The 18,157-nt window shown below is 66.8% G+C and carries 17 protein-coding genes; 1 reads left to right on the forward strand and 16 read right to left on the reverse strand.

Annotation, left to right across the window (positions count from 1 at the left end):
• Nucleotides 1-79: 79 nt before the first annotated feature.
• The 7 genes from N825_RS20125 to N825_RS40395 all read right to left on the reverse strand — a co-directional run bounded on the left by N825_RS20125 (nucleotide 80) and on the right by N825_RS40395 (nucleotide 5,694).
• Complete coding sequence (locus tag N825_RS20125; protein WP_037456000.1) at nucleotides 80-1,243, reverse strand: phosphoserine transaminase; 1,164 nt, start codon at nucleotides 1,241-1,243, stop codon at nucleotides 80-82.
• Nucleotides 1,244-1,392: 149 nt separating this feature from the next.
• Nucleotides 1,393-3,117, reverse strand: coding sequence for a hypothetical protein (locus N825_RS20130; RefSeq protein WP_037456003.1), 1,725 nt, complete (start codon nucleotides 3,115-3,117; stop codon nucleotides 1,393-1,395).
• A 99-nt stretch (nucleotides 3,118-3,216) separates the two neighbouring features.
• Nucleotides 3,217-3,681 carry a MaoC family dehydratase gene (locus tag N825_RS20135; RefSeq protein ID WP_037456005.1) on the reverse strand — a complete coding sequence of 155 codons (465 nt, stop codon included), beginning with the start codon at nucleotides 3,679-3,681 and terminating at the stop codon, nucleotides 3,217-3,219.
• A gap of 55 nt (nucleotides 3,682-3,736) precedes the next feature.
• Nucleotides 3,737-4,186, reverse strand: coding sequence for a GNAT family N-acetyltransferase (locus N825_RS20140; RefSeq protein ID WP_051512657.1), 450 nt, complete (start codon nucleotides 4,184-4,186; stop codon nucleotides 3,737-3,739).
• Nucleotides 4,187-4,196: 10 nt separating this feature from the next.
• Nucleotides 4,197-5,000, reverse strand: a complete 804-nt coding sequence (locus tag N825_RS20145; RefSeq protein WP_037456008.1) for a PhzF family phenazine biosynthesis protein — start codon at nucleotides 4,998-5,000, stop codon at nucleotides 4,197-4,199.
• Entirely contained in the window at nucleotides 4,997-5,455 is a 459-nt protein-coding gene (locus tag N825_RS20150) for a GNAT family N-acetyltransferase (RefSeq protein ID WP_198038791.1), read from the reverse strand. Before N825_RS20150 ends, N825_RS20145 begins: the two co-directional genes overlap by 4 nt.
• Nucleotides 5,443-5,694, reverse strand: coding sequence for a DUF1127 domain-containing protein (locus tag N825_RS40395; protein ID WP_245613176.1), 252 nt, complete (start codon nucleotides 5,692-5,694; stop codon nucleotides 5,443-5,445). The genes N825_RS20150 and N825_RS40395 overlap by 13 nt, the downstream gene beginning before the upstream one ends.
• 94 nt (nucleotides 5,695-5,788) lie before the next feature.
• Here N825_RS40395 and ehuR point away from each other — a divergent pair, with 94 nt between their 5' ends.
• Complete coding sequence (ehuR, locus tag N825_RS20160) at nucleotides 5,789-7,195, forward strand: MocR-like ectoine utilization transcription factor EhuR (RefSeq protein ID WP_037456193.1); 1,407 nt, start codon at nucleotides 5,789-5,791, stop codon at nucleotides 7,193-7,195.
• A gap of 15 nt (nucleotides 7,196-7,210) precedes the next feature.
• Here the strand turns inward: ehuR and thiD are convergent, their stop codons facing one another.
• From thiD to N825_RS40815, 9 genes are all read right to left on the reverse strand, one after another.
• Nucleotides 7,211-8,011, reverse strand: a complete 801-nt coding sequence (gene thiD / locus N825_RS20165; protein WP_037456017.1) for a bifunctional hydroxymethylpyrimidine kinase/phosphomethylpyrimidine kinase — start codon at nucleotides 8,009-8,011, stop codon at nucleotides 7,211-7,213.
• Nucleotides 8,008-9,378, reverse strand: coding sequence for a phosphoglucosamine mutase (gene glmM / locus N825_RS20170; protein WP_037456019.1), 1,371 nt, complete (start codon nucleotides 9,376-9,378; stop codon nucleotides 8,008-8,010). Before glmM ends, thiD begins: the two co-directional genes overlap by 4 nt.
• Before the next feature lie 96 nt (nucleotides 9,379-9,474).
• Entirely contained in the window at nucleotides 9,475-10,497 is a 1,023-nt protein-coding gene (gene folP, locus N825_RS20175; protein WP_245613177.1) for a dihydropteroate synthase, read from the reverse strand.
• Between the two features lie 122 nt (nucleotides 10,498-10,619).
• The gene (ftsH, locus tag N825_RS20180) at nucleotides 10,620-12,554 is read right to left on the reverse strand and encodes an ATP-dependent zinc metalloprotease FtsH (RefSeq protein WP_037456026.1); all 1,935 of its coding nucleotides are present in this window, start codon (nucleotides 12,552-12,554) and stop codon (nucleotides 10,620-10,622) included.
• Nucleotides 12,555-12,672: 118 nt separating this feature from the next.
• Nucleotides 12,673-13,971 carry a tRNA lysidine(34) synthetase TilS gene (tilS, locus tag N825_RS20185; protein WP_037456029.1) on the reverse strand — a complete coding sequence of 433 codons (1,299 nt, stop codon included), beginning with the start codon at nucleotides 13,969-13,971 and terminating at the stop codon, nucleotides 12,673-12,675.
• A gap of 7 nt (nucleotides 13,972-13,978) precedes the next feature.
• Nucleotides 13,979-14,917: a tol-pal system protein YbgF gene (gene ybgF, locus N825_RS20190; protein ID WP_051512658.1), complete on the reverse strand. Its 939-nt coding sequence runs from the start codon at nucleotides 14,915-14,917 to the stop codon at nucleotides 13,979-13,981.
• A 239-nt stretch (nucleotides 14,918-15,156) separates the two neighbouring features.
• Complete coding sequence (pal, locus tag N825_RS20195) at nucleotides 15,157-15,651, reverse strand: peptidoglycan-associated lipoprotein Pal (RefSeq protein WP_037456031.1); 495 nt, start codon at nucleotides 15,649-15,651, stop codon at nucleotides 15,157-15,159.
• A gap of 162 nt (nucleotides 15,652-15,813) precedes the next feature.
• Entirely contained in the window at nucleotides 15,814-17,166 is a 1,353-nt protein-coding gene (tolB, locus tag N825_RS20200; protein WP_037456034.1) for a Tol-Pal system beta propeller repeat protein TolB, read from the reverse strand.
• 135 nt (nucleotides 17,167-17,301) lie between these two features.
• On the reverse strand, nucleotides 17,302-18,157 hold an 856-nt coding region (locus tag N825_RS40815), incomplete at its 5' end, for a hypothetical protein (protein ID WP_037456037.1).

Below are 18,157 nucleotides of genomic sequence, written 5' to 3' on the forward strand. Positions count from 1 at the left end.
GCCTGACGGCCGAGGCTCCAGGCCCCTTGGCCGGGCCTTGATGGCCCGTTGTCCGGGCCATCGGGGTCCGCTGGTGGGATCAGCCGGCTTTGACGGTTTCCGCCTTGACCGTCTCGAAGGCCCATTCGATCCAGGGGATCAGGGCTTCGATGTCGCTCCGCTCGATCGTGGCGCCGCCCCAGATCCGCAGGCCGGGAGGCGCGTCGCGGTAGGATGCGACGTCGAGGGCCACGCCCTCCTTCTCCAGCAGGCCGGCGACCTTCTTGGCGACATCGGCTTGGGCGGCGGCGTCCAGCGCGGTGATCGCCGGATCGACGATCCTCAGGCAGATCGAGGTGCACGACCGGATCGCGGGCTCGACAGCCAGGAAGTCGATCCATGGAGTCTTGGCGACCCACTCGGCGAGCGCTCCGAGGTTGCCCTCCGACCGGCCGATCAGACCGGCGAGGCCGCCGACCGACTGCGCCCATTCAAGGCCGTCGATCGCGTCCTCGACCGCCAGCATGGACGGCGTGTTGATCGTCTCGCCCTTGAATATGCCTTCGTTGAGCTTGCCGTCCTTGGTCATGCGGAAGATCTTGGGCATCGGCCAAGCCGGCTTGTGGCTCTCCAGCCGGGCTACGGCGCGCGGGCTCAGGACCAGCATGCCGTGCTGCGCCTCGCCGCCCAGCACCTTCTGCCAGGACCACGTGACGACATCCAGCTTGTCCCAGGGCAGGTCCATCGCGAAGGCGGCCGAGGTCGCGTCGCAGATGGTGAGGCCTTCGCGGTCGGCCGGGATCCAGTCTCCGTTCGGCACGCGCACGCCCGAGGTGGTGCCGTTCCAGGTGAAGACCACGTCATGGCTGAAATCGACTTGTGACAGGTCCGGAAGCGAGCCGTAATCGGCCTGGATCGACCGCGCGTCGGCGAGCTTGAGCTGCTTGACCACGTCGGTCACCCAGTCCTTGCCGAAGCTTTCCCACGCCAGCATGTCGACGGGGCGGGAGCCCAGCAGCGACCATAGCGCCATCTCGACGGCGCCGGTGTCGGAGGCAGGGACGATGCCCAGGCGGTAGTCGGCGGGCAGGCCGAGGATGGACCGGCTGAGGTCGATCACTTCGCCGAGCTTGGCCTTGCCGGGTTTGGAACGGTGCGACCGGCCGACCAGCGCGTCGGAAAGGGCTTCGAGTGTCCAACCCGGACGCTTTGCGCAGGGACCGGAGGAAAAATGGGTCGTGTGTGGCCGCGTTGTCGGCTTCATGATGCTATTCCTTGCAGAATAGTTGCAACCCGTTGGGGGGTTGTGGCCCGGCGCGGATACTAGGTAGGCCACTTCGGCAAATCAACGCCGCAACTCTGTTCCGCGCGTGCGGCATGAGAGCACAATTAAATTACCCGGCCGCGTCACCTTCAGGCGGCGTTCCCCGGCGAGCCAACCGACCAGATCGCCGATTGCAGGCTGGCCATGCCCTGTTTCCGCTCGGCCTCGCTGACGAACCGCTTCGACCAGGTCGATTGGAAGTCCGGGCTCTTCATGGCGCGGTCCAGCGTTTCCGCCACGAAGGCGCGGGCGCGGCCTTCGGGAAAGCTGACTTGCCCGCATATCTTGAGAAGCACCGCGATGCGGTCGGCCAGCGGCTTCTTGACTGCCATGATGCCATTGCGCAGGGTATCGACCGCGGCGGCGTCCAAGTCCCTCAGGATCGGCGCCGCGATCTCGTCCGCCAGCCCCGCCAGCCGGATCGAGGTTTGAAGCTCGATCAATCCCTCCAGGGTGTCGCTGGCATTCTTCCTGCCGCCGCCGGACATCTCGCGCAGCAGGGTCGCGAACTCGATGGCTCCGGCGAGGTGGCGGCGCAGTCTCGCCTTGTCGGGTTCGCCGGGGACCATGCGGATCAGCCGGCTGATCCGGTCTATCCTGTCCGATTGCGAGCGTAGCGCCTCCAACTCGCTGGTGATGCGCGACTCCGTCAGGACCGCGCCGATCCGCTGCTCCAGGATGCACCTGATCTCCTCGTCGGCGCCAAGGGGGGCGTTCACCTCCGACAGCCAGCGGCCCAGCGCGCCGACCGCCTCGATCTCTTGGAACAAACCCTCCTCGGGCCGAAGCGCCGACCGGCCGGACAACTCGTTCAGCATGCGGCGGCGCAGCACGGTGCGGGATCGCGGCAGCAGGGTCCGCTTCATCAGGGTGTTGATCTGGCTCAGTCCGACGGTGGGCCCACCTTCGGGATAGGTGAAACATCCGGCATGGAGTTCCGCCAGCAGGATGACCGTCTGGTCGGTGCGGAGCCGCTCGCCCCGCAACTCGCGCAACAGCGGCGGCGCGTCGAAGATTTCGGCGGCTAGCATGTCGATCAGCTTGTAGTGCCTGACTTCCAAGCCGGGCTGGATGAGCGCCATCAACCGCGACAGCTTCTCCGCCCAATTGCTGGCGCCTATCAGGTATCGGGTCAGTCCGCGCAGGCAATGGTACGAGAACGTCTCCTCGTCGGGAAACCGGCTCTCGAGCTCCCAGGCGACGGCCAGGAACCTGCCGGCCTCGATTTGGGGGACGGAATATTTGCGGTCGTCGGCGTGTAGTTCCTCGATCGCCTTGTGGACGGCGTTGATCAGTTCGATGTACCGGGCCTTGCTGGCCTTGGACGTGTCCTTCTCCCCCTGGACCTGCGCCAGGGCCACCCGCTGAATGGCGCCCTCCACCATGCCCTTGCCGGATGCCAGTTCGGTGGTGTGGCGGACGGAGTGGATAAGCTCCAGGGGTGTCAGCCGGCGTGGCTCCAGAAACCGGGCGAGCAGCACCCGGATCTCGTCGCGGGTCTGTTCCCGATGGAAATCGGAGCGTGCGAGGCACCGGGTCCGGCCTCCCAGCATCGGAACGCCGAGGGGATCGGGATCGGTGCGGCCCGGGCCGACCCATTTGACGATGATGGTGCGTTCGGTGTGGTCGAAGCCCTTGAACGCGGTGGCGCGCACGACGCGGACCCCGTCCAGGCCGCGGAGGGCCAGCACCTTCTCCGCCGCCTTGAGCAGCGTCGAGGCGGCCGGCGCCTCGACGGCGGGTTGCCATGCGCCATCCTGGAGCATGTGCATTTCGTATTCGACGCTGACGTCGACGGATGTGCGGTCAGGCATGTCAACCCCACCTCCAACTGGACGGTGGCGTCGCCAACCGCCCTCGTTACCCTCTGGAGGTTAGTTATACACGATGACCTAATAGAATTAGAGCATAAGTTATACCGACAACGTCTCTGGCGAGCGTCGGGCGATTATGTGATCCAATAGTACGCTAAGTACAGGTTCATCCCTCTGATTATACGTGTTGTATTGGAGCCTCACGCGACCACGGTCGTCCTTGGAGCGCGACGGCGAGGTCTCGGCGACCTCGACCATCACCCGCAGGGTGTCGCCCGGTCGGACCGGCCTGAGCCAGCGCAATTGATCGCCGCCACTCCCACCCAGGCTACTGTCGTGGATGATCCCGGTGTCGCGGAGCAACCTGAACGTGATCGCCAGCGTCTGGAAACCGCTGGCGATCAGACCGCCATATGGTCCTTTGGAGGCGGCCACCGTATCGACGTGGAACGGCTGGGGATCGTACATCAACGCGAAGTCGATGATCTGCGCTTCGGTCAGGGTTATACCCGCCGTGGTGAACTGGTCGCCGACCCGGAAATCCTCGAAAAACATCGATTTCATGCGGCTGCGTTCTCCCGGTTGATCGTCATGTCGATTGTCATGTCGGCGGCTGGCGTCACAGCCGCTTTTCCAGTTGGATGATGCCGTCGGACGCGACGGCCGGCTGGACCGCGCGGGGTTCGAAACCCATCGATCGGTACAGCGCCAAGGCGGCGGCCATCGACGGCAACGTTTCAAGGTGGATGCTGGCGTGCCCCTTGGCGCGGGCGGCATCCAGGGCGGCTTGGCACAGCCGGCGGCCGAGCCCGGAGCCGCGCTGGCCGTCGCGGACGAAAAGCCGCTTCAACTCGCAACCGCCATCGGCGTCGGGCGCGATTCCGACCACACCCACAGGTCCACCCCCCGCACGCGCCAGCAGCCACAAGCCGGGCAGCGCCTCGACCTCGCGCTCGAAGCCAGCGAAGCAGATCGCGAAGTCGAGGGCCCGGCCATAGTCCATCAGCAGCGCGCGGGTGGCGGCGCGGTCATCCTCGTCCTGGACTTCCGAGATGGTGGTTTCGATCATCCGCGCACGCTCACAGATAGACGGTGCCTTCCATGTAGAGCATCGCCTTGCCGGAGATCATTACCCGGTCGCCACGCAGCTCGCACCACAATTGTCCCCCTCGGGCGGAAAGCTGGCGCGCGGACAATTGGGTCTTGTCAAGCCGCGCCGCCCAATACGGCGTCAGCGCGCAATGGGTCGAACCGGTGACCGGATCCTCCGGAATGCCATGGCCCGGCGCGAAGAAACGCGACACGAAATCCACGTCCACTCCTGGCGCCGTCACCAACACGGAACGGTCCAGCGCCGCGAGGGCCACCATGTCGGGCTTCAACGTCGCCACCGCCGCAACGTCGTCGTACACCACCATGTAGTCGCGGGCTCCCGCCAGGATGTCGACCGGCGGTGGACCTCCCAAGGCTTCGGCGAGGCTGGCCGCCAGTACATCGTTCCCCTCCGCCAGCGGTTCGGCCGGGCGGGAGGGGAAGTCGAGGGTGTACACGTCATCCCGGCGAGTCACCGCCAGCGGCCCGGCGGTCTGGGTGGCGAACTCCACCCGCTCGGTACCCGGACGGAGGATCGCCATGATGACATAGGCGGAGGCGAGGGTCGCGTGGCCGCATAGATCGACCTCGACCGCCGGCGTGAACCAGCGCAGCCGATAGCCCTCCTGCCCCTCGGGAACGAAGAAGGCGGTCTCGGACAGGTTGTTCTCCGCCGCCAAGTCCTGGAGGGTATTGTCGGGCAGCCAAGTGTCGAGCGGCATCACCGCCGCCGGGTTGCCGGCGAAGACGGTATCGGTGAAGGCGTCGACCTGATAAATGCGAAGGCTCATGTCGTCTCCCGCTCGGGTAGGTTGATGAAGTCGAAACAGTTCGGATGCCGTTCCAGCCCCACCTTTTCGTAGAAACCCACCGCCGCTGGTGCCGATAGGAGGATGCAGCGGACACCCTCGCCACCCGCGGCGGTCCTCGTGCGCGCCATCAAGGCCGTACCGATGCCCCTGCCCTGCATCCGCTGGTCCACGGCCAGATCCGACAGGTAGCAGCAATAGCTGAAATCGGTGACCGACCGCGCGACCCCCACCAGTTCGTCGCCGGCGCGCGCGGTGATGATCAGGTCGGCCTTCGCCAGCATGCCGGCGATCCGCTCCGGCTGGTCGACCGGGCGCCGCGCCGCCAAGCCGGAGCGTCCGAGCACGTCCATGAATTCAGAGGCGGTGAGGTAGGGTTCGACCGTGAACCGGATCTCGCCGCCCTGGCTGTCGGTGAACGGCTTCAAGTCCGCCAAAATGGCTTGCTCCCCTCGTGTTCGGCGTCGGCCCTGCTGACGCCGATATCCTTCAGCATGTCGTCGCTGAGCGCAAGCAGGTGACGGCGCTGCCGCGCGTTCTCCCGCCATGTCATCGTCACGTCGAACACGACGCGGGCGACATTCAGGACGATGCGGCCGGCGCCACGCGCCGAGATGGTGAGGCTGGCCGGCTTCACGGTCCGTGACAGGCTGGTCGCTGTGCCAATTGTACGCATACAATCCTCCATCAGTGTGCGCTTCGTCCCGATACATTCGAGACAATGCGATTATTGCTTGCTTTCGATGGGGGTCAATGATTACATTGTCACCATGACAAATTGGGCACCCGACCTCGACAAATTTCCCGGCCCGCGCTACCGCGCCATCGCGGACGCGCTCGCCGCCGACATCGCCGCCAACCGGCTGACGGTCGGGACCCGGTTGCCGACACACCGGGACTTGGCGTTCACCCTCAAGGTCACCGTCGGCACGATCACGCGCGCCTATGCCGAGGCCGAACGGCGCGGCTTGATCGGCGGCGAGGTCGGACGCGGCACCTATGTCAAATCCGGCGTTCCGCAAAACGCCGCGGACGCGTGGCCGCAACTGCCGCCCCCATCCGGCGACACGCCGGCCCTCGTCGACATGTCGCTCTGCACGCCCAGCGCCGCCGGCGTCGCGGAGGGGCTGGCGGCGCTGTTCGCCAGCATGTCCAACCCCGCCGAATTCGCCGGTCTGCTCGAATACCCGCCGCATGGCGGTTTGCCGGCGCACCGAGCCGCTGGCGCCACTTGGCTGAGCCGCCATCAAATAGCGGTTGGTCCCGAGAACGTGCTGGTGACCAGCGGCGCCCAAAACGGCATGGCCATCGCCTTCTCGACGGTGGCGCGGCCGGGCGACCTGATCCTGACCGAGCGCCTGACCTATTTCGGCATGAAGGCGCTGACCTCCACCCTGGGACTTAGGCTGGAAGGCATCGCGATGGACGAGGACGGCATCCTGCCAGACGCGTTCGAATCGGCCTGCCGCCAATCGGCGCCAAGGGCGCTCTACACGGTACCCACGCTGCACAATCCTACGACCGCGATCATGCCGCTGGAACGGCGGCGGCGGATCGTCGAGATCGCCCGGCAATATGACGTCACCATCGTCGAGGACGATGTCTTCGGCTTCCTGGTGCCGGAGGCGCCGTCACCCATCCAGATGTTGGCGCCGGATATCACGCTGCACATCAGCAGCCTGTCCAAGAGCATCGCGCCGGGTTTGAGGATCGGCTATCTCGTGGCGCCATCGCGGCTGATGCCCAGGCTGACGGCCACGATGCGGGCCTTGAACTACGCTGTGCCGCCGCTGATGGGCGAGATGGCGACGCGCTGGATCGAGGACGGCAGCGCCGACCGCTTCGCCGAAACGCAGCGCCGCGAGTGCAGGGCGCGCCAAGCGCTGACCGCCGATGTGCTGCGCGACGGACCGGCGGTGGCGGTGCCCTCATACGGCCAGCATCTGTGGCTGAAACTTCCCGAGCCGTGGCGGCGCGAGGATTTCGTGGCCGAGGCCAGGGCGCGCGGCATCATCGTGACCGGCGCCGATGTCTTCACGGTCGGCCGGGGCGCCGCTCCCCACGCCGTCCGCATCGGAATCTCCATGCCGGAGCGGCGCGAGGACTTGCGCCACGGGCTGGAGGTGCTCGCCGACCTGCTGGCGAGCCCGGTCGGGGCCTCCGTGTCGATGGTGTGATCAACACACGTCGATCTAGAACCCGTCGTCAACCGTCCAGGCGTGGTTGAGCGGACCATGGCCGCCGCCATAGCCGGGCGCCTGCCGGATCGCCTGATCGACGTAGTTGCGGGCGCGGGCCACCGCCTCGGGAAGCGTCAGGCGCTGGGCGAGGCCAGTCGCGATGGCCGAGGCCAAGGTGCAGCCGGTTCCATGGGTGTGCGGCGTGTCGATCCGGCGGGACGTGAAGACCTCCTCGCCATCGTTGGTCACCAGAAGGTCGGTGACCGTCTCTCCGTCCATATGGCCGCCCTTCACCAGGACGGCCTTGCAGCCATAGCTGAGGATCAGCGTCGCGGCGTGCCGCATGTCGTCCAGGTCCAGGATCTCCAGCCCGCTGAGGACCTGGGCTTCCGGGATGTTGGGCGTGATCACGTCGGCGCGCGGCAGCAGACGGCGCTGCATCGCGTGGCTGGCGGCCGGGTCCAGCAGGGACGCTCCCCCCTTCGCGATCATCACCGGATCGACCACCAGGGGGATCTCGCCGCCCATCTCCTCCAGCACGCCGACGACGGTGTCGATGACCTGCTCGCTGTGGAGCATGCCGGTCTTGATCGCGTCGGCGCCGATATCCTCCAGCACCAGGCGCATCTGCTGGGCGATGAACTCGACCGGCACCGGATGGATGCCGAAGACGCCCATCGTGTTCTGCGCCGTCAGCGCGGTGATGGCGGTCGCGGCATAGCCGGTCAGCGCCGTCACCGTCTTGATGTCGCCCTGGATACCGGCGCCGCCTCCACTGTCGGAGCCGGCGACGATCAAGACCCTGCCCTTCATTCCGCCGCTTCCTGTTGCCGTATCGCAGCCTCCTGGATACTGAGCACGATATCGCCGACCACGGCGTTCACCAAGGACTCATCGTCGCCCTCGGCCATGACGCGGATTACCGGCTCCGTCCCCGACTTGCGGATCAGCAGGCGGCCGCCGCCGCTCAGCCGCGCCTCGCCATCGCGGATCGCCTCCTTGACCAGCCTGTCCTCCAGCGGAGCGCCACCGCCCTCGAATCGGACATTCTTGAGCAGCTGGGGCACCGGCTCGAACACGCGGCAGACCTCGCTGACGCGCTTCCCGCCGCCCTGGATCACGGCAAGCACCTGGAGCGCCGCGATCAGGCCGTCGCCGGTGGTGCCATAGTCGCTGAGCACGATATGGCCGGATTGCTCGCCGCCGACGTTGAAGCCATGCTCGCGCATGTGCTCGACCACGTAGCGGTCGCCGACCGGTGTGCGGACGAGGTCGAGGCCCATGCCCTTGAGGGCGCGTTCCAGGCCCAGGTTGGACATGACGGTCGCCACGACGCCGTTGCCCTTCAGCTTCCCCGAATTGCACCAGGAGCGGCCGACCAGGCCCATGACCTGATCGCCGTCGACCTGCCTGCCCTTCTCGTCGACCAGGATCAGCCGGTCGGCGTCGCCGTCCAGCGCGATGCCGAGATCGGCGCCATTGGCGACGACCTCGCTCTGGAGCTTCTGGGGCGCCGTGGCGCCGCAGCCGCGGTTGATGTTGATGCCGTCGGGCTTGACCCCGATCGAGATGACCTCGGCGCCCAGCTCGTACAGCACCTTGGGCGCCACCCGGTACGCCGCGCCATGGGCGCAATCGACCACGATCTTCAGACCGTCGAGCCGCAGCCCGCGCGGGAAGGTGTTCTTGACGAACTCGATGTAGCGGCCGCTGGCGTCCTCCAGCCGGCTGGCCCGGCCGAGCGCCGCCGGCTTGACCAGCCCGGTGTCCAGCTTGTCGCCCAGCCGCGCCTCGATCTCGCCCTCGACCTCGTCGGACAGCTTGTAGCCATCGGGACCGAACAGCTTGATGCCGTTGTCCTGGAACGGGTTGTGCGAGGCCGAGATCATGATGCCCAGATCGGCGCGCAGGCTGCGCGTCAGCATCGCCACCGCCGGCGTCGGCATGGGACCGACCAGCACCACATCCATGCCCATGGAGATCAGGCCGGCGGTCAGCGCCGGCTCCAGCATGTAGCCGGACAGCCGGGTGTCCTTGCCGATCACCGCCAAGTGGCGATGGTCGCCCCGGTGGAACTGGATGGCGGTCGCCATGGCGACGCGCAGGGCCGTTTCGGCGGTCATCGGCTCGATGTTGGCGGTGCCGCGGATGCCGTCGGTGCCAAACAGTTTTCGCGTCATGATTCCTCTCGAACGATCGCCCTATGCTCAAGGGATGGTTCTTAGCGGAAAAACCGGCGCCGCGCCAACCGCCCGGCGATCGTGTGGGCGGTTCGCCTAGGCTTTGTGCAGCGCCAGCCAGATCGCCCGCGCCTGAAAAGTCTCGGCGACATCGTGGACGCGGACGATCTGGGCTCCCTGGTCGAAGCTGGCCAAGGCACCCGCCAGCGAGCCGGCCATCCTATCCTTGGGCTCCTCTCCCCGGCTGAGCGACGCGATGAAGCGTTTGCGGGAAAGCCCGATCAACACGGGCACGCCCATGCCGTGATACATCGCCGTGTGGCGGAGGACGGCGAGGTTGTGCTCCACCGTCTTGCCGAAGCCGATGCCCGGATCGACGCAGAGGTTCCCCGGTGCGACACCCGCCGCCAGACACGCGGCGACCCGCCCGGCGAGATAGGCGTATACGTCGGTCGGAGCGTCGACGTAGTCAGGCGCCGTCTGCATGGTGCGGGGTTCGCCCCGCATGTGCATCAGCACCACCGGGGCCTTGGACTGGACCGCGACACCCAGGCTGTCCGCGTCGCCCGTCAGGGCCGTGACGTCGTTGATGATGGCGGCTCCCGCCTCCAGGGCGCCGGCCATGACGGCGGCGTGGCGGGTGTCGATCGAGACGACCGCGCCCCGTTCGGCGAAGTGGCGGACCACCGGAGCGACCCGCCGGATCTCCTCCTCCGCCGCGACGGGGTCGGCGCCCGGACGGGTGGACTCGCCCCCGACATCCAGGATGTCGGCGCCGGCTTCCAGCAGCGCCGTCCCTTGGGCGATCGCCTTGTCGTGGTCCAGGAAGTCGCCGCCATCGCTGAAGCTGTCCGGCGTGACGTTGACGATGCCCATGATCGCGGGCCGGTCCAGTGCCAGCCCGGCGAATGGCGCGCGGGGTTTGGACAACGCGTCGAGCCAATCCGCCAGCGCCGGCAAGTCGGCGACCTCGCCCACCGGTCCAGCCGCGCGCCGGATGCCGCCCTCTCCATCCCGGACGATCACCTCGACCATGCCGAAACCCAATGACCCTCCGGCCAACCGAATGCCGGAGCCGGCCACGCCATGCGACAGGATGCCCAAAGGCCTGACGTACACGGCATCACCGGGGCCGATCGCCGACAAGCAAAAGCCCCGGAGTGATCCGGGGCTTGTCGCCGGCTCCACCAAGTGCGGAGCCTTTTCCATCATCTAACGCCTGTCATCCACGTATCGGGCACTCACGTTCCGGGTTGGGGTTCCGGCTCGAGTCCGCCGGAGTCCTTTCCGCCGCTCGTGGGAACCGACGCCCGGCGCCCCGGCGTCGGCTGCTTAGGGGGCGGCGGCGTGTCCTGCTTGTCGTTGCGGATGATCGCCTCACCACGGAGCAGGGCGTTGATCTCCTCGCCCGACAGGGTCTCGTATTCCAGCAGGCCCTTGCCCAGGGTGTGGAGCTGGTCGAGGTTCTCGGTCAGGATCTTGCGGGCCAGCATATAGGCATCGTCGACGATCCGGCGGACCTCGGCGTCGACTTGAGCGGCGGTCGCGTCGGACATGTTCTTGTGCTGGGTGACCGAGTGTCCCAGGAATACCTCCTGGCTTGGCTCGCCGTAGAGCAGCGGCCCCAGCTTCTCGCTCATGCCCCACTCCGTGACCATCCGACGCGAGATGTCGGTCGCCATCTTGATGTCCGACGAAGCGCCGGTCGTGACCCGGTCGATGCCGAAGATCAGCTCCTCGGCGACACGGCCACCCATCGCCACGGCCAGATCGGCCTCCAGCTTGGCGCGGCTGAGCGAGATGCGGTCACCTTCCGGCAGACGCATGACCATGCCGAGCGCCCGGCCACGCGGGATGATGGTCGCCTTATGGACCGGATCGCTGTCCTTCATGTGGATGGCGACGATCGCGTGGCCACCCTCGTGATAGGCGGTCAGCTTCTTCTCGTCCTCGGTCATGACCATGGAGCGGCGTTCCGCGCCCATCATGACCTTGTCCTTGGCGTTCTCGAACTCGGCCATGCCAACAACGCGCTTGCCGGCACGGGCCGCCAGCAGGGCCGCCTCGTTGACCAGGTTGGCGAGATCGGCGCCGGAGAAGCCAGGGGTGCCGCGGGCGATGGTGCGGGGCTCGACATCCGGAGCCAGCGGGACCTTCCGCATGTGGACCTTGAGGATCTTCTCGCGGCCCAGCACGTCCGGGTTCGGCACCACGACCTGACGGTCGAAGCGGCCGGGACGCAGCAGGGCGGGGTCCAGCACGTCGGGACGGTTGGTCGCGGCGATCAGGATGACGCCCTCGTTCGCCTCGAAACCGTCCATCTCGACCAGCAGCTGGTTGAGGGTCTGCTCGCGCTCGTCGTTGCCACCACCCAGTCCGGCGCCACGATGGCGGCCGACCGCGTCGATCTCGTCGATGAAGATGATGCAGGGAGCGTTCTTCTTGCCCTGCTCGAACATGTCGCGGACACGGCTGGCGCCGACGCCGACGAACATCTCGACGAAGTCAGAACCGGAGATGGTGAAGAAGGGAACGTTGGCTTCACCGGCGACCGCGCGGGCCGTCAGCGTCTTACCGGTACCGGGAGGGCCGACCAGCAGCACGCCCTTGGGGATCTTGCCGCCCAAGCGCTGGAACTTCTGCGGGTCCTTGAGGAACTCGACGATCTCCTCGAGTTCCTGCTTGGCCTCGTCGATGCCCGCGACGTCGTCGAACGTCACCCGGCCGACCTTCTCGGTCAGCAGGCGCGCCCTGCTCTTGCCGAAGCCCATGGCCTTGCCGCCGCCGGACTGCATCTGGCGCATGAAGAAGATCCACACGCCGATCAGGAGCAGCATCGGGAACCAGGACAGCAGCACGCTGAACAGCGACGGCACATTGCTGTCGTCGGGCATCGCGCTGATCCGGACGCCCCGATCGGCCAGACGATCGACCACGTTGGCATCGGGCGGGGAATAGGTGCTGAACGAGCGTCCATCACTGAAATGGCCGCTGATCTGGTTGCCCTTGATCGTCACATCCGCGACCTGGCCCCGTTCGACCTCGTTCAGGAAGTCGCTGAACGGCACACTCGCCTGCGGACTACGGGTGGAGGAACTCTGGAACAGATTGAAAAGGGCCACCAGAAGCAGCCCGATGATGATCCAGAGAGCCAGGTTTTTACCGAAATTGTTCACGGTTCACGCCTTTCGTCGGACAACCTCGGCGTCGTTGAACACACGCCGGGCGCCAGCCCTCGACACTTGATCCCGATACGGTGGGAAGTCCATCAGATTAGATAATGCCGCACCGGTTTTAAACAACCACGAATGCGGATGCGCTCACAGGTTCCGGCGGGGCGAATACAGCCGTCAGCCCCCCTCTCCCGCGTACTTCTTCTTGAGTGTTGAATTCGCGTGGAAAACCGAACCTGGGCAAGTCGCGCGAGCCGTCCTCGCGCCATAGGACGGGCAGTCCCTCGCGCACAACCGCGGGAAGTTTCGCGAGATGGGAATCCGCCTTTCCAAACCCGGCTCCCAGCCGGGCGACGACCCCAGCCCCCTCGGTGGACGTCCGGATCGTGAAGCGGCCGTCCCAGAGGATGGTCGCCCCGGCTTCGATGGCGATCCGGTCGATGATCGCCGCCGGCTCCCGCGCGATCAACAGGCGTCCGTCGCGATACCGCGTGACGACGCAGCCGCCCAAGGTGGTGCCCTGGACGGCCGAACCAACGCGCAGTGAGGCTCGCAGGCGCTCCAGCGCGTCGAGGCGCGGCTGATAGCCACCGCCGCCGACCGCCGCGAGGCATCGGCCCAGGACGCGCGCCGCCAACTCGTCGGGAGCGGCACCGACGAGGTCCGGCCGCACCAGCGCGCAGCCCTCGGGCCAGACCTCGACCGCCCGCGCCAGCAACGCGGCGCTGGCGAGTTCCAGCGCCTCGCGGGCCCGCCCCGCCCGCTTGGCGGTGTCGGCGGCATGGCTGGCGTCCCAACCTTCCGCCGCCAGTGTCGCGGCCATCGAGCGGACGCGCACGCGGGCATATGCGGCGGATTGGTTGGAGGGGTCCTCGATCCACGATTGACCGGCCGCGTCGAGAACTTCCTTCAGGCTGTCCCGCGACACGCCGAGCAGCGGTCGCAGGATCCTGACGTCCGGCGCCTCGCGCAGCGGCGTCATTCCCGCCAAGCCATCCGGCCCGCTGCCCTTGGCGAAACGCAGCAGCACCGTCTCCGCCTGATCCTCGCGGTGATGGGCCAGCGCCAGATGGAGGATGCCGTCCGCCCGGCAGCGCTGGGATAGGAGGCGGTACCGGGCCTCGCGCGCCTCTTGCTGGATACGCGATGAAGGCTTGTCGTCACACCATCGCAGGATGTCGTGGGCGATGCCGCGGGCGGCGAGCCACCGACCGGTCTGGACGGCTTCATCTGCGGCGTTATGTCGCAGGCCATGATCGACCGTCAGGGCCAGCAATTCGCCTTCGCGGCGGTCCACCCAGCCTTTGAGCAGCAGTGAAAGGGCCAAACTGTCGGGTCCGCCGGACACGGCGACCGCGACTCGGGGCCGTGGCTCGAACGGCCCCAGCCGGTCCATCGCCTCCTGGAAAGCCTGGATCACCAGGGGATCACGAACAGGCCAGACGGCCCCGCTCCTGATCGGCCCGGCGCTTGATCGGCAACGAGGCGTCCGGGAACTCCGAACCCAGCTGCTTCAACGTCGTGCAGGCGTCGGCCTTTTGGTTCAGCTGGGACAGGGCCATGCTCAGCTTGAGCAGGTTGTCGGCCGCCTTCGAGCCCTTGGGGTATTTGTGATAACCCTCGGCGAAGGCGACGGCGGCCTCCTTGTACTTGCCGCGGACGTAATAGGTCTCGGCCAACCAATACTGGGCGTTGCCGGTCAGCTGGTTGTCGGGATGGTTCTTGACGAACTGGCCCAGGGCCGCCTCGGCGTTGGCGTAATCGGCGGCGCGGAGCAGGCCGAAGGCGTAGTTGTACTGATCCTGCGCCGAACCGGATGGCAGTTGCGCCGCGGCGGTCGCCTGCTGCTGTGCCTGCGAAGCCGCTGGTGCTGGCTTGGCCGGCGTCGCGGCGGCTTGGTTCTGCGCCTTCGGCGGCGGAGCGGCCGCGGCGGCCGGAGCGGCGGCTTCGGCGTTGAGCTTGCTCTCGATCTCGCTCAAGCGGTATTCCAGGTCGGATGAAAGCTTGTCCAGCCGCTCGCGCGCCTGCGAGATGCCAAACGTCGCCTCCTCATACTTGCCGGTCAGGGTCTGCAGCTCGCTCTCCAGGCGCGACAGTCGGACCTCGAAATCCGCCGCCAGGCTCGACGGCACGCCGCCAGCCCCACCGCCATTGCCAAGCGCCACCGAACCAGCGGGAGACCCGCCACCCCGATAGACCTGCCGGTTCAGGGTTTGGACATCGGTCTCCAGCCGGTTGAGCCGATTCTGGAGGTTGATGTCGGCCTGCGCCGCGGCCGGACCGGTCCACAACATCAGCCCAAGCGCGAGACCGGGCACGGCGAGCGCCGCCAGCCCGCCAAGCCTTCTCCCGTACCGCGCACCCATGTTCCGCGTACCAGTCGCTCGAAGCATCGCCTCTACCGCCATCGTTGTTTCCTGACCTTCGCCGGACCCCGTCATACCGGGCGCCGGATCAAGACGCCCATACCACTCACGGGCCGCGTAACCCAAACCGAGGGCAAAAATAAGGCGCCACACCAAACGGCCCGATGAAGAACCGCGTGATGTGGCGCCAGATGTCGCCGGCGGGTACGACCCCGCCGGCATCGCGATCATCCGTCGACTTAGTTGACGGTGGTCACGCCACGACGGTTCTGCGCCCAGGAGGCCTCGTTCGAGCCGAGGACGGCGGGACGCTCCTTGCCGTAGCTGGTGGTGGCGACGCGGTTGGCGTCGACGCCACGGGCCAGCAGGTAGTTCTTCACCGAGTTGGCGCGACGCTCGCCCAACGCGATGTTGTACTCGCGGGTGCCGCGCTCGTCGGCGTGACCTTCGACGGTCACCGTGACGCGCGGATACTGGTTCAGCCAAGAGGCCTGGCGATCCAGGGTCGCCCGGGCCTCCGGGCTCAGGTCGAACTTATCGTAACCGAAGAACACGCGATCGCCGACGTTGACGACCAGGTCCTCCTGTGTACCCGGAGCCGGACCAGTCCGGACCGGAGCCGCGCCGGCGGTAGCCCCACCACCGGCACCGGCCGAGCCGGCGTCTTGCGGAGTGGATTCGCACGCGGCGACCAGCACAACCGCAGCCAACAGGCTCAGAACCTTCAAACGCATCTGAAAAACCCCCTACAGCGACACACGATACCAAGACGGAAAAGCGAACGGGCGAACGCTAAACTAGGCCCAGTCCACCGAAACCGTTCCACCGAAGGTTTCCGATCTCCCGACTGTCTAACCTTAGCGTCGATCGTGCAGTGCGAAAATAAATGGTTACCGCTAAGGAATCAAGGGCGACCAAGCGGGATCCGAAGCATCGAGCGGGGTGATAACCTCTCGTTCATTAAATCCGGTGAGGTCGACGCTGTACAAACGCGCGGTCCTGCTGCGATTTCCCTCTCCGCTCGGACGTTCGCGGAAGAACATCAGAACCCGTCCATTCGGAGCCCAGGTCGGCCCCTCCACATGAAACGCCTCGTTGAGAAGGCGTTCTCCAGCACCATCTGGGCGAATCACCCCGATACTGAAGCGGCCATTGTTGATCTTGGTGAAGGAGATCAGGTCGCCGCGCGGCGACCAGACCGGGCTCGCATAGCGGCCCTGCCCAAACGTGATCCGTTGCGCGTTTCCGCCATTGGCGTCCATGACATAGAGCTGCTGGGTGCCGCCGCGGTCCGACTCGAACACGATGCGCTGCCCGTCGGGCGAGTATGACGGCGAGGTGTCGATCGCCGGGTTGTTGGTCAGCTGGGTCACCTGCCGGGTCCGCAGGTCCATCGTGTAGATGTCCGAATTGCCCGACGTGGCGAGGCTCATGATCACCTTGTTGCCGTCCGGCGAGAAGCGCGGCGCGAACGTCATGCCGGGGAAGTCGCCCAGGACCTCCTGGCGGCCGGTGTCGATGTTGAAGAGGTAGACCCGCGGCTTGTTGTTGAAATAGGACAGGTAGGTGATCTCCGGCGCGGTCGGCGAGAAGCGCGGCGTCAGCACCAGCGTCCGGCCATCGGTCAGGAAGCGGTGGTTCTCGCCGTCCTGGTCCATGATCGCCAGCCGCTTGATCCGCTTGTCGGCGGGGCCCGTCTCGGAGATGTAGACGATGCGGGTGTCGAAGTAGCCCTCCTCGCCCGTGATCCGCTTGTAGATCGCGTCCGAGATGATGTGGGCGACCCGCCGCCAGTTCTCCGGCGTGGTGAAATACGCCAAGCCCGTCATCGGCTGCTCGGCCAATACGTCCCACAGGCGGAACTCCACCCGCAGGCGACCGTCGGCCTGGCTCTGGACGACGCCGCTGACCAGGGCCAGGGCGTTGATCACCTTGAGGTCGGCGAAGCGCGGCTGGCTATGCAGCGAGGCCGCGTCCTGGATCAGCGCCTTCTGGTCGATCGGGCGGAACAACCCGGACCGCTCCAGGTTGGCCGACACGACCTGGGCGATGTCCCGGCCGACCTGGACCTCGGTGCCCGCCTGCCCATGGAAGGTGGAAATCGCGATCGGCATCGGCTCGACCTTGCCGCGCGTGATGTCGAGGCGCAGTTCGGCCCGGGCGCCCGCGGCTCCGGCCAACGCGATGACCATGACGGCCAGCGCCAGCCGGCGAGCGACCAGGATCAGATGGTTCGGAAATGGAATCATGATCGAGTCATGCCTTGTTATCATCGTTGTTCGTGCGGGAACGGGCGTCCCCGTAGGCGCCTTTCGGACGCGCGGCTTTGACGAGGCCGAAGGAACACCCTGATCGTGTCATCATCAAGGTGTCCACCCCTTGCCCTATCCGCGCAACATGTCGCGCGGACTGAAGACGAAGACGGCATCCTTCCAGAAGTCGTAGCCGTCGGCGGGCAGCGGCAGCTTGCGGCAACGCGGGTTCATGACCGCGCGCTGGGCCGATTCCGCGACCGCGCGGAAAGCCCGGTCGCGGGTCATGCGCGCCTTGTCCACCACCTCGGCCCGCATCACCTGCCCGTCCCGGCCGATCTCCAGCCGGATCTCCACGGTGATTTCCTGAACACCGGCCAGACCGGGATCGACGTTCCAGCAAGCCTCGACCGTGCGACGCACGGCGTCCTCCTGGCTGGAGGTCAGTCGGTCGGACAGCTTCGGCGCGTTGCTCGCCGATTGCTGCGACGTCGACGGAGAGGCCGGCTGGGTCGTGGCCGCCTGCTGCTGACGCTGCGGCTGGGACGGTGCCGGCGAGGGCTCCGACTTGGCCATGTTCTGAAGGTTCTTCAGGACATTGGCGAAATCCTGCTTGGTGTCCGGCTGCTTCTTCTCCGGCTCGGGCTTCTTGGCGTCCTTCGGAACCTCGGGCTTCTTCGCCTCCTGCTTCGGCGGCTCCTTCACCGGTTCCGGCTTCTTGACCTCCTTGGGAGGCTCCGGCTTGGGAGGCTCCGGCTTCTGCGGCTCAGGCTTCTTGGGTTCGGGCTTTGGAGGCTCGGGCTTGGGAGGCTCGGGCTTGGGCGGCTCCGGCTTCTTGGGTTCCGGCTTGACGGGCTCGGCCTTCGGCGTCGGCTCGGGCGTCGGAGCGGGTTCCGGCTTCGGCGCGGGTTGGGGTTCCGGAGCCTTGGGCGGCGGCGGAGTCGGGGCCGGTGGCGGCGGGGTTGGCCGCGGCGGGGGTGGCGGCTCG

Source organism: Skermanella stibiiresistens SB22 (assembly GCF_000576635.1).
Classification (GTDB): domain Bacteria; phylum Pseudomonadota; class Alphaproteobacteria; order Azospirillales; family Azospirillaceae; genus Skermanella; species Skermanella stibiiresistens.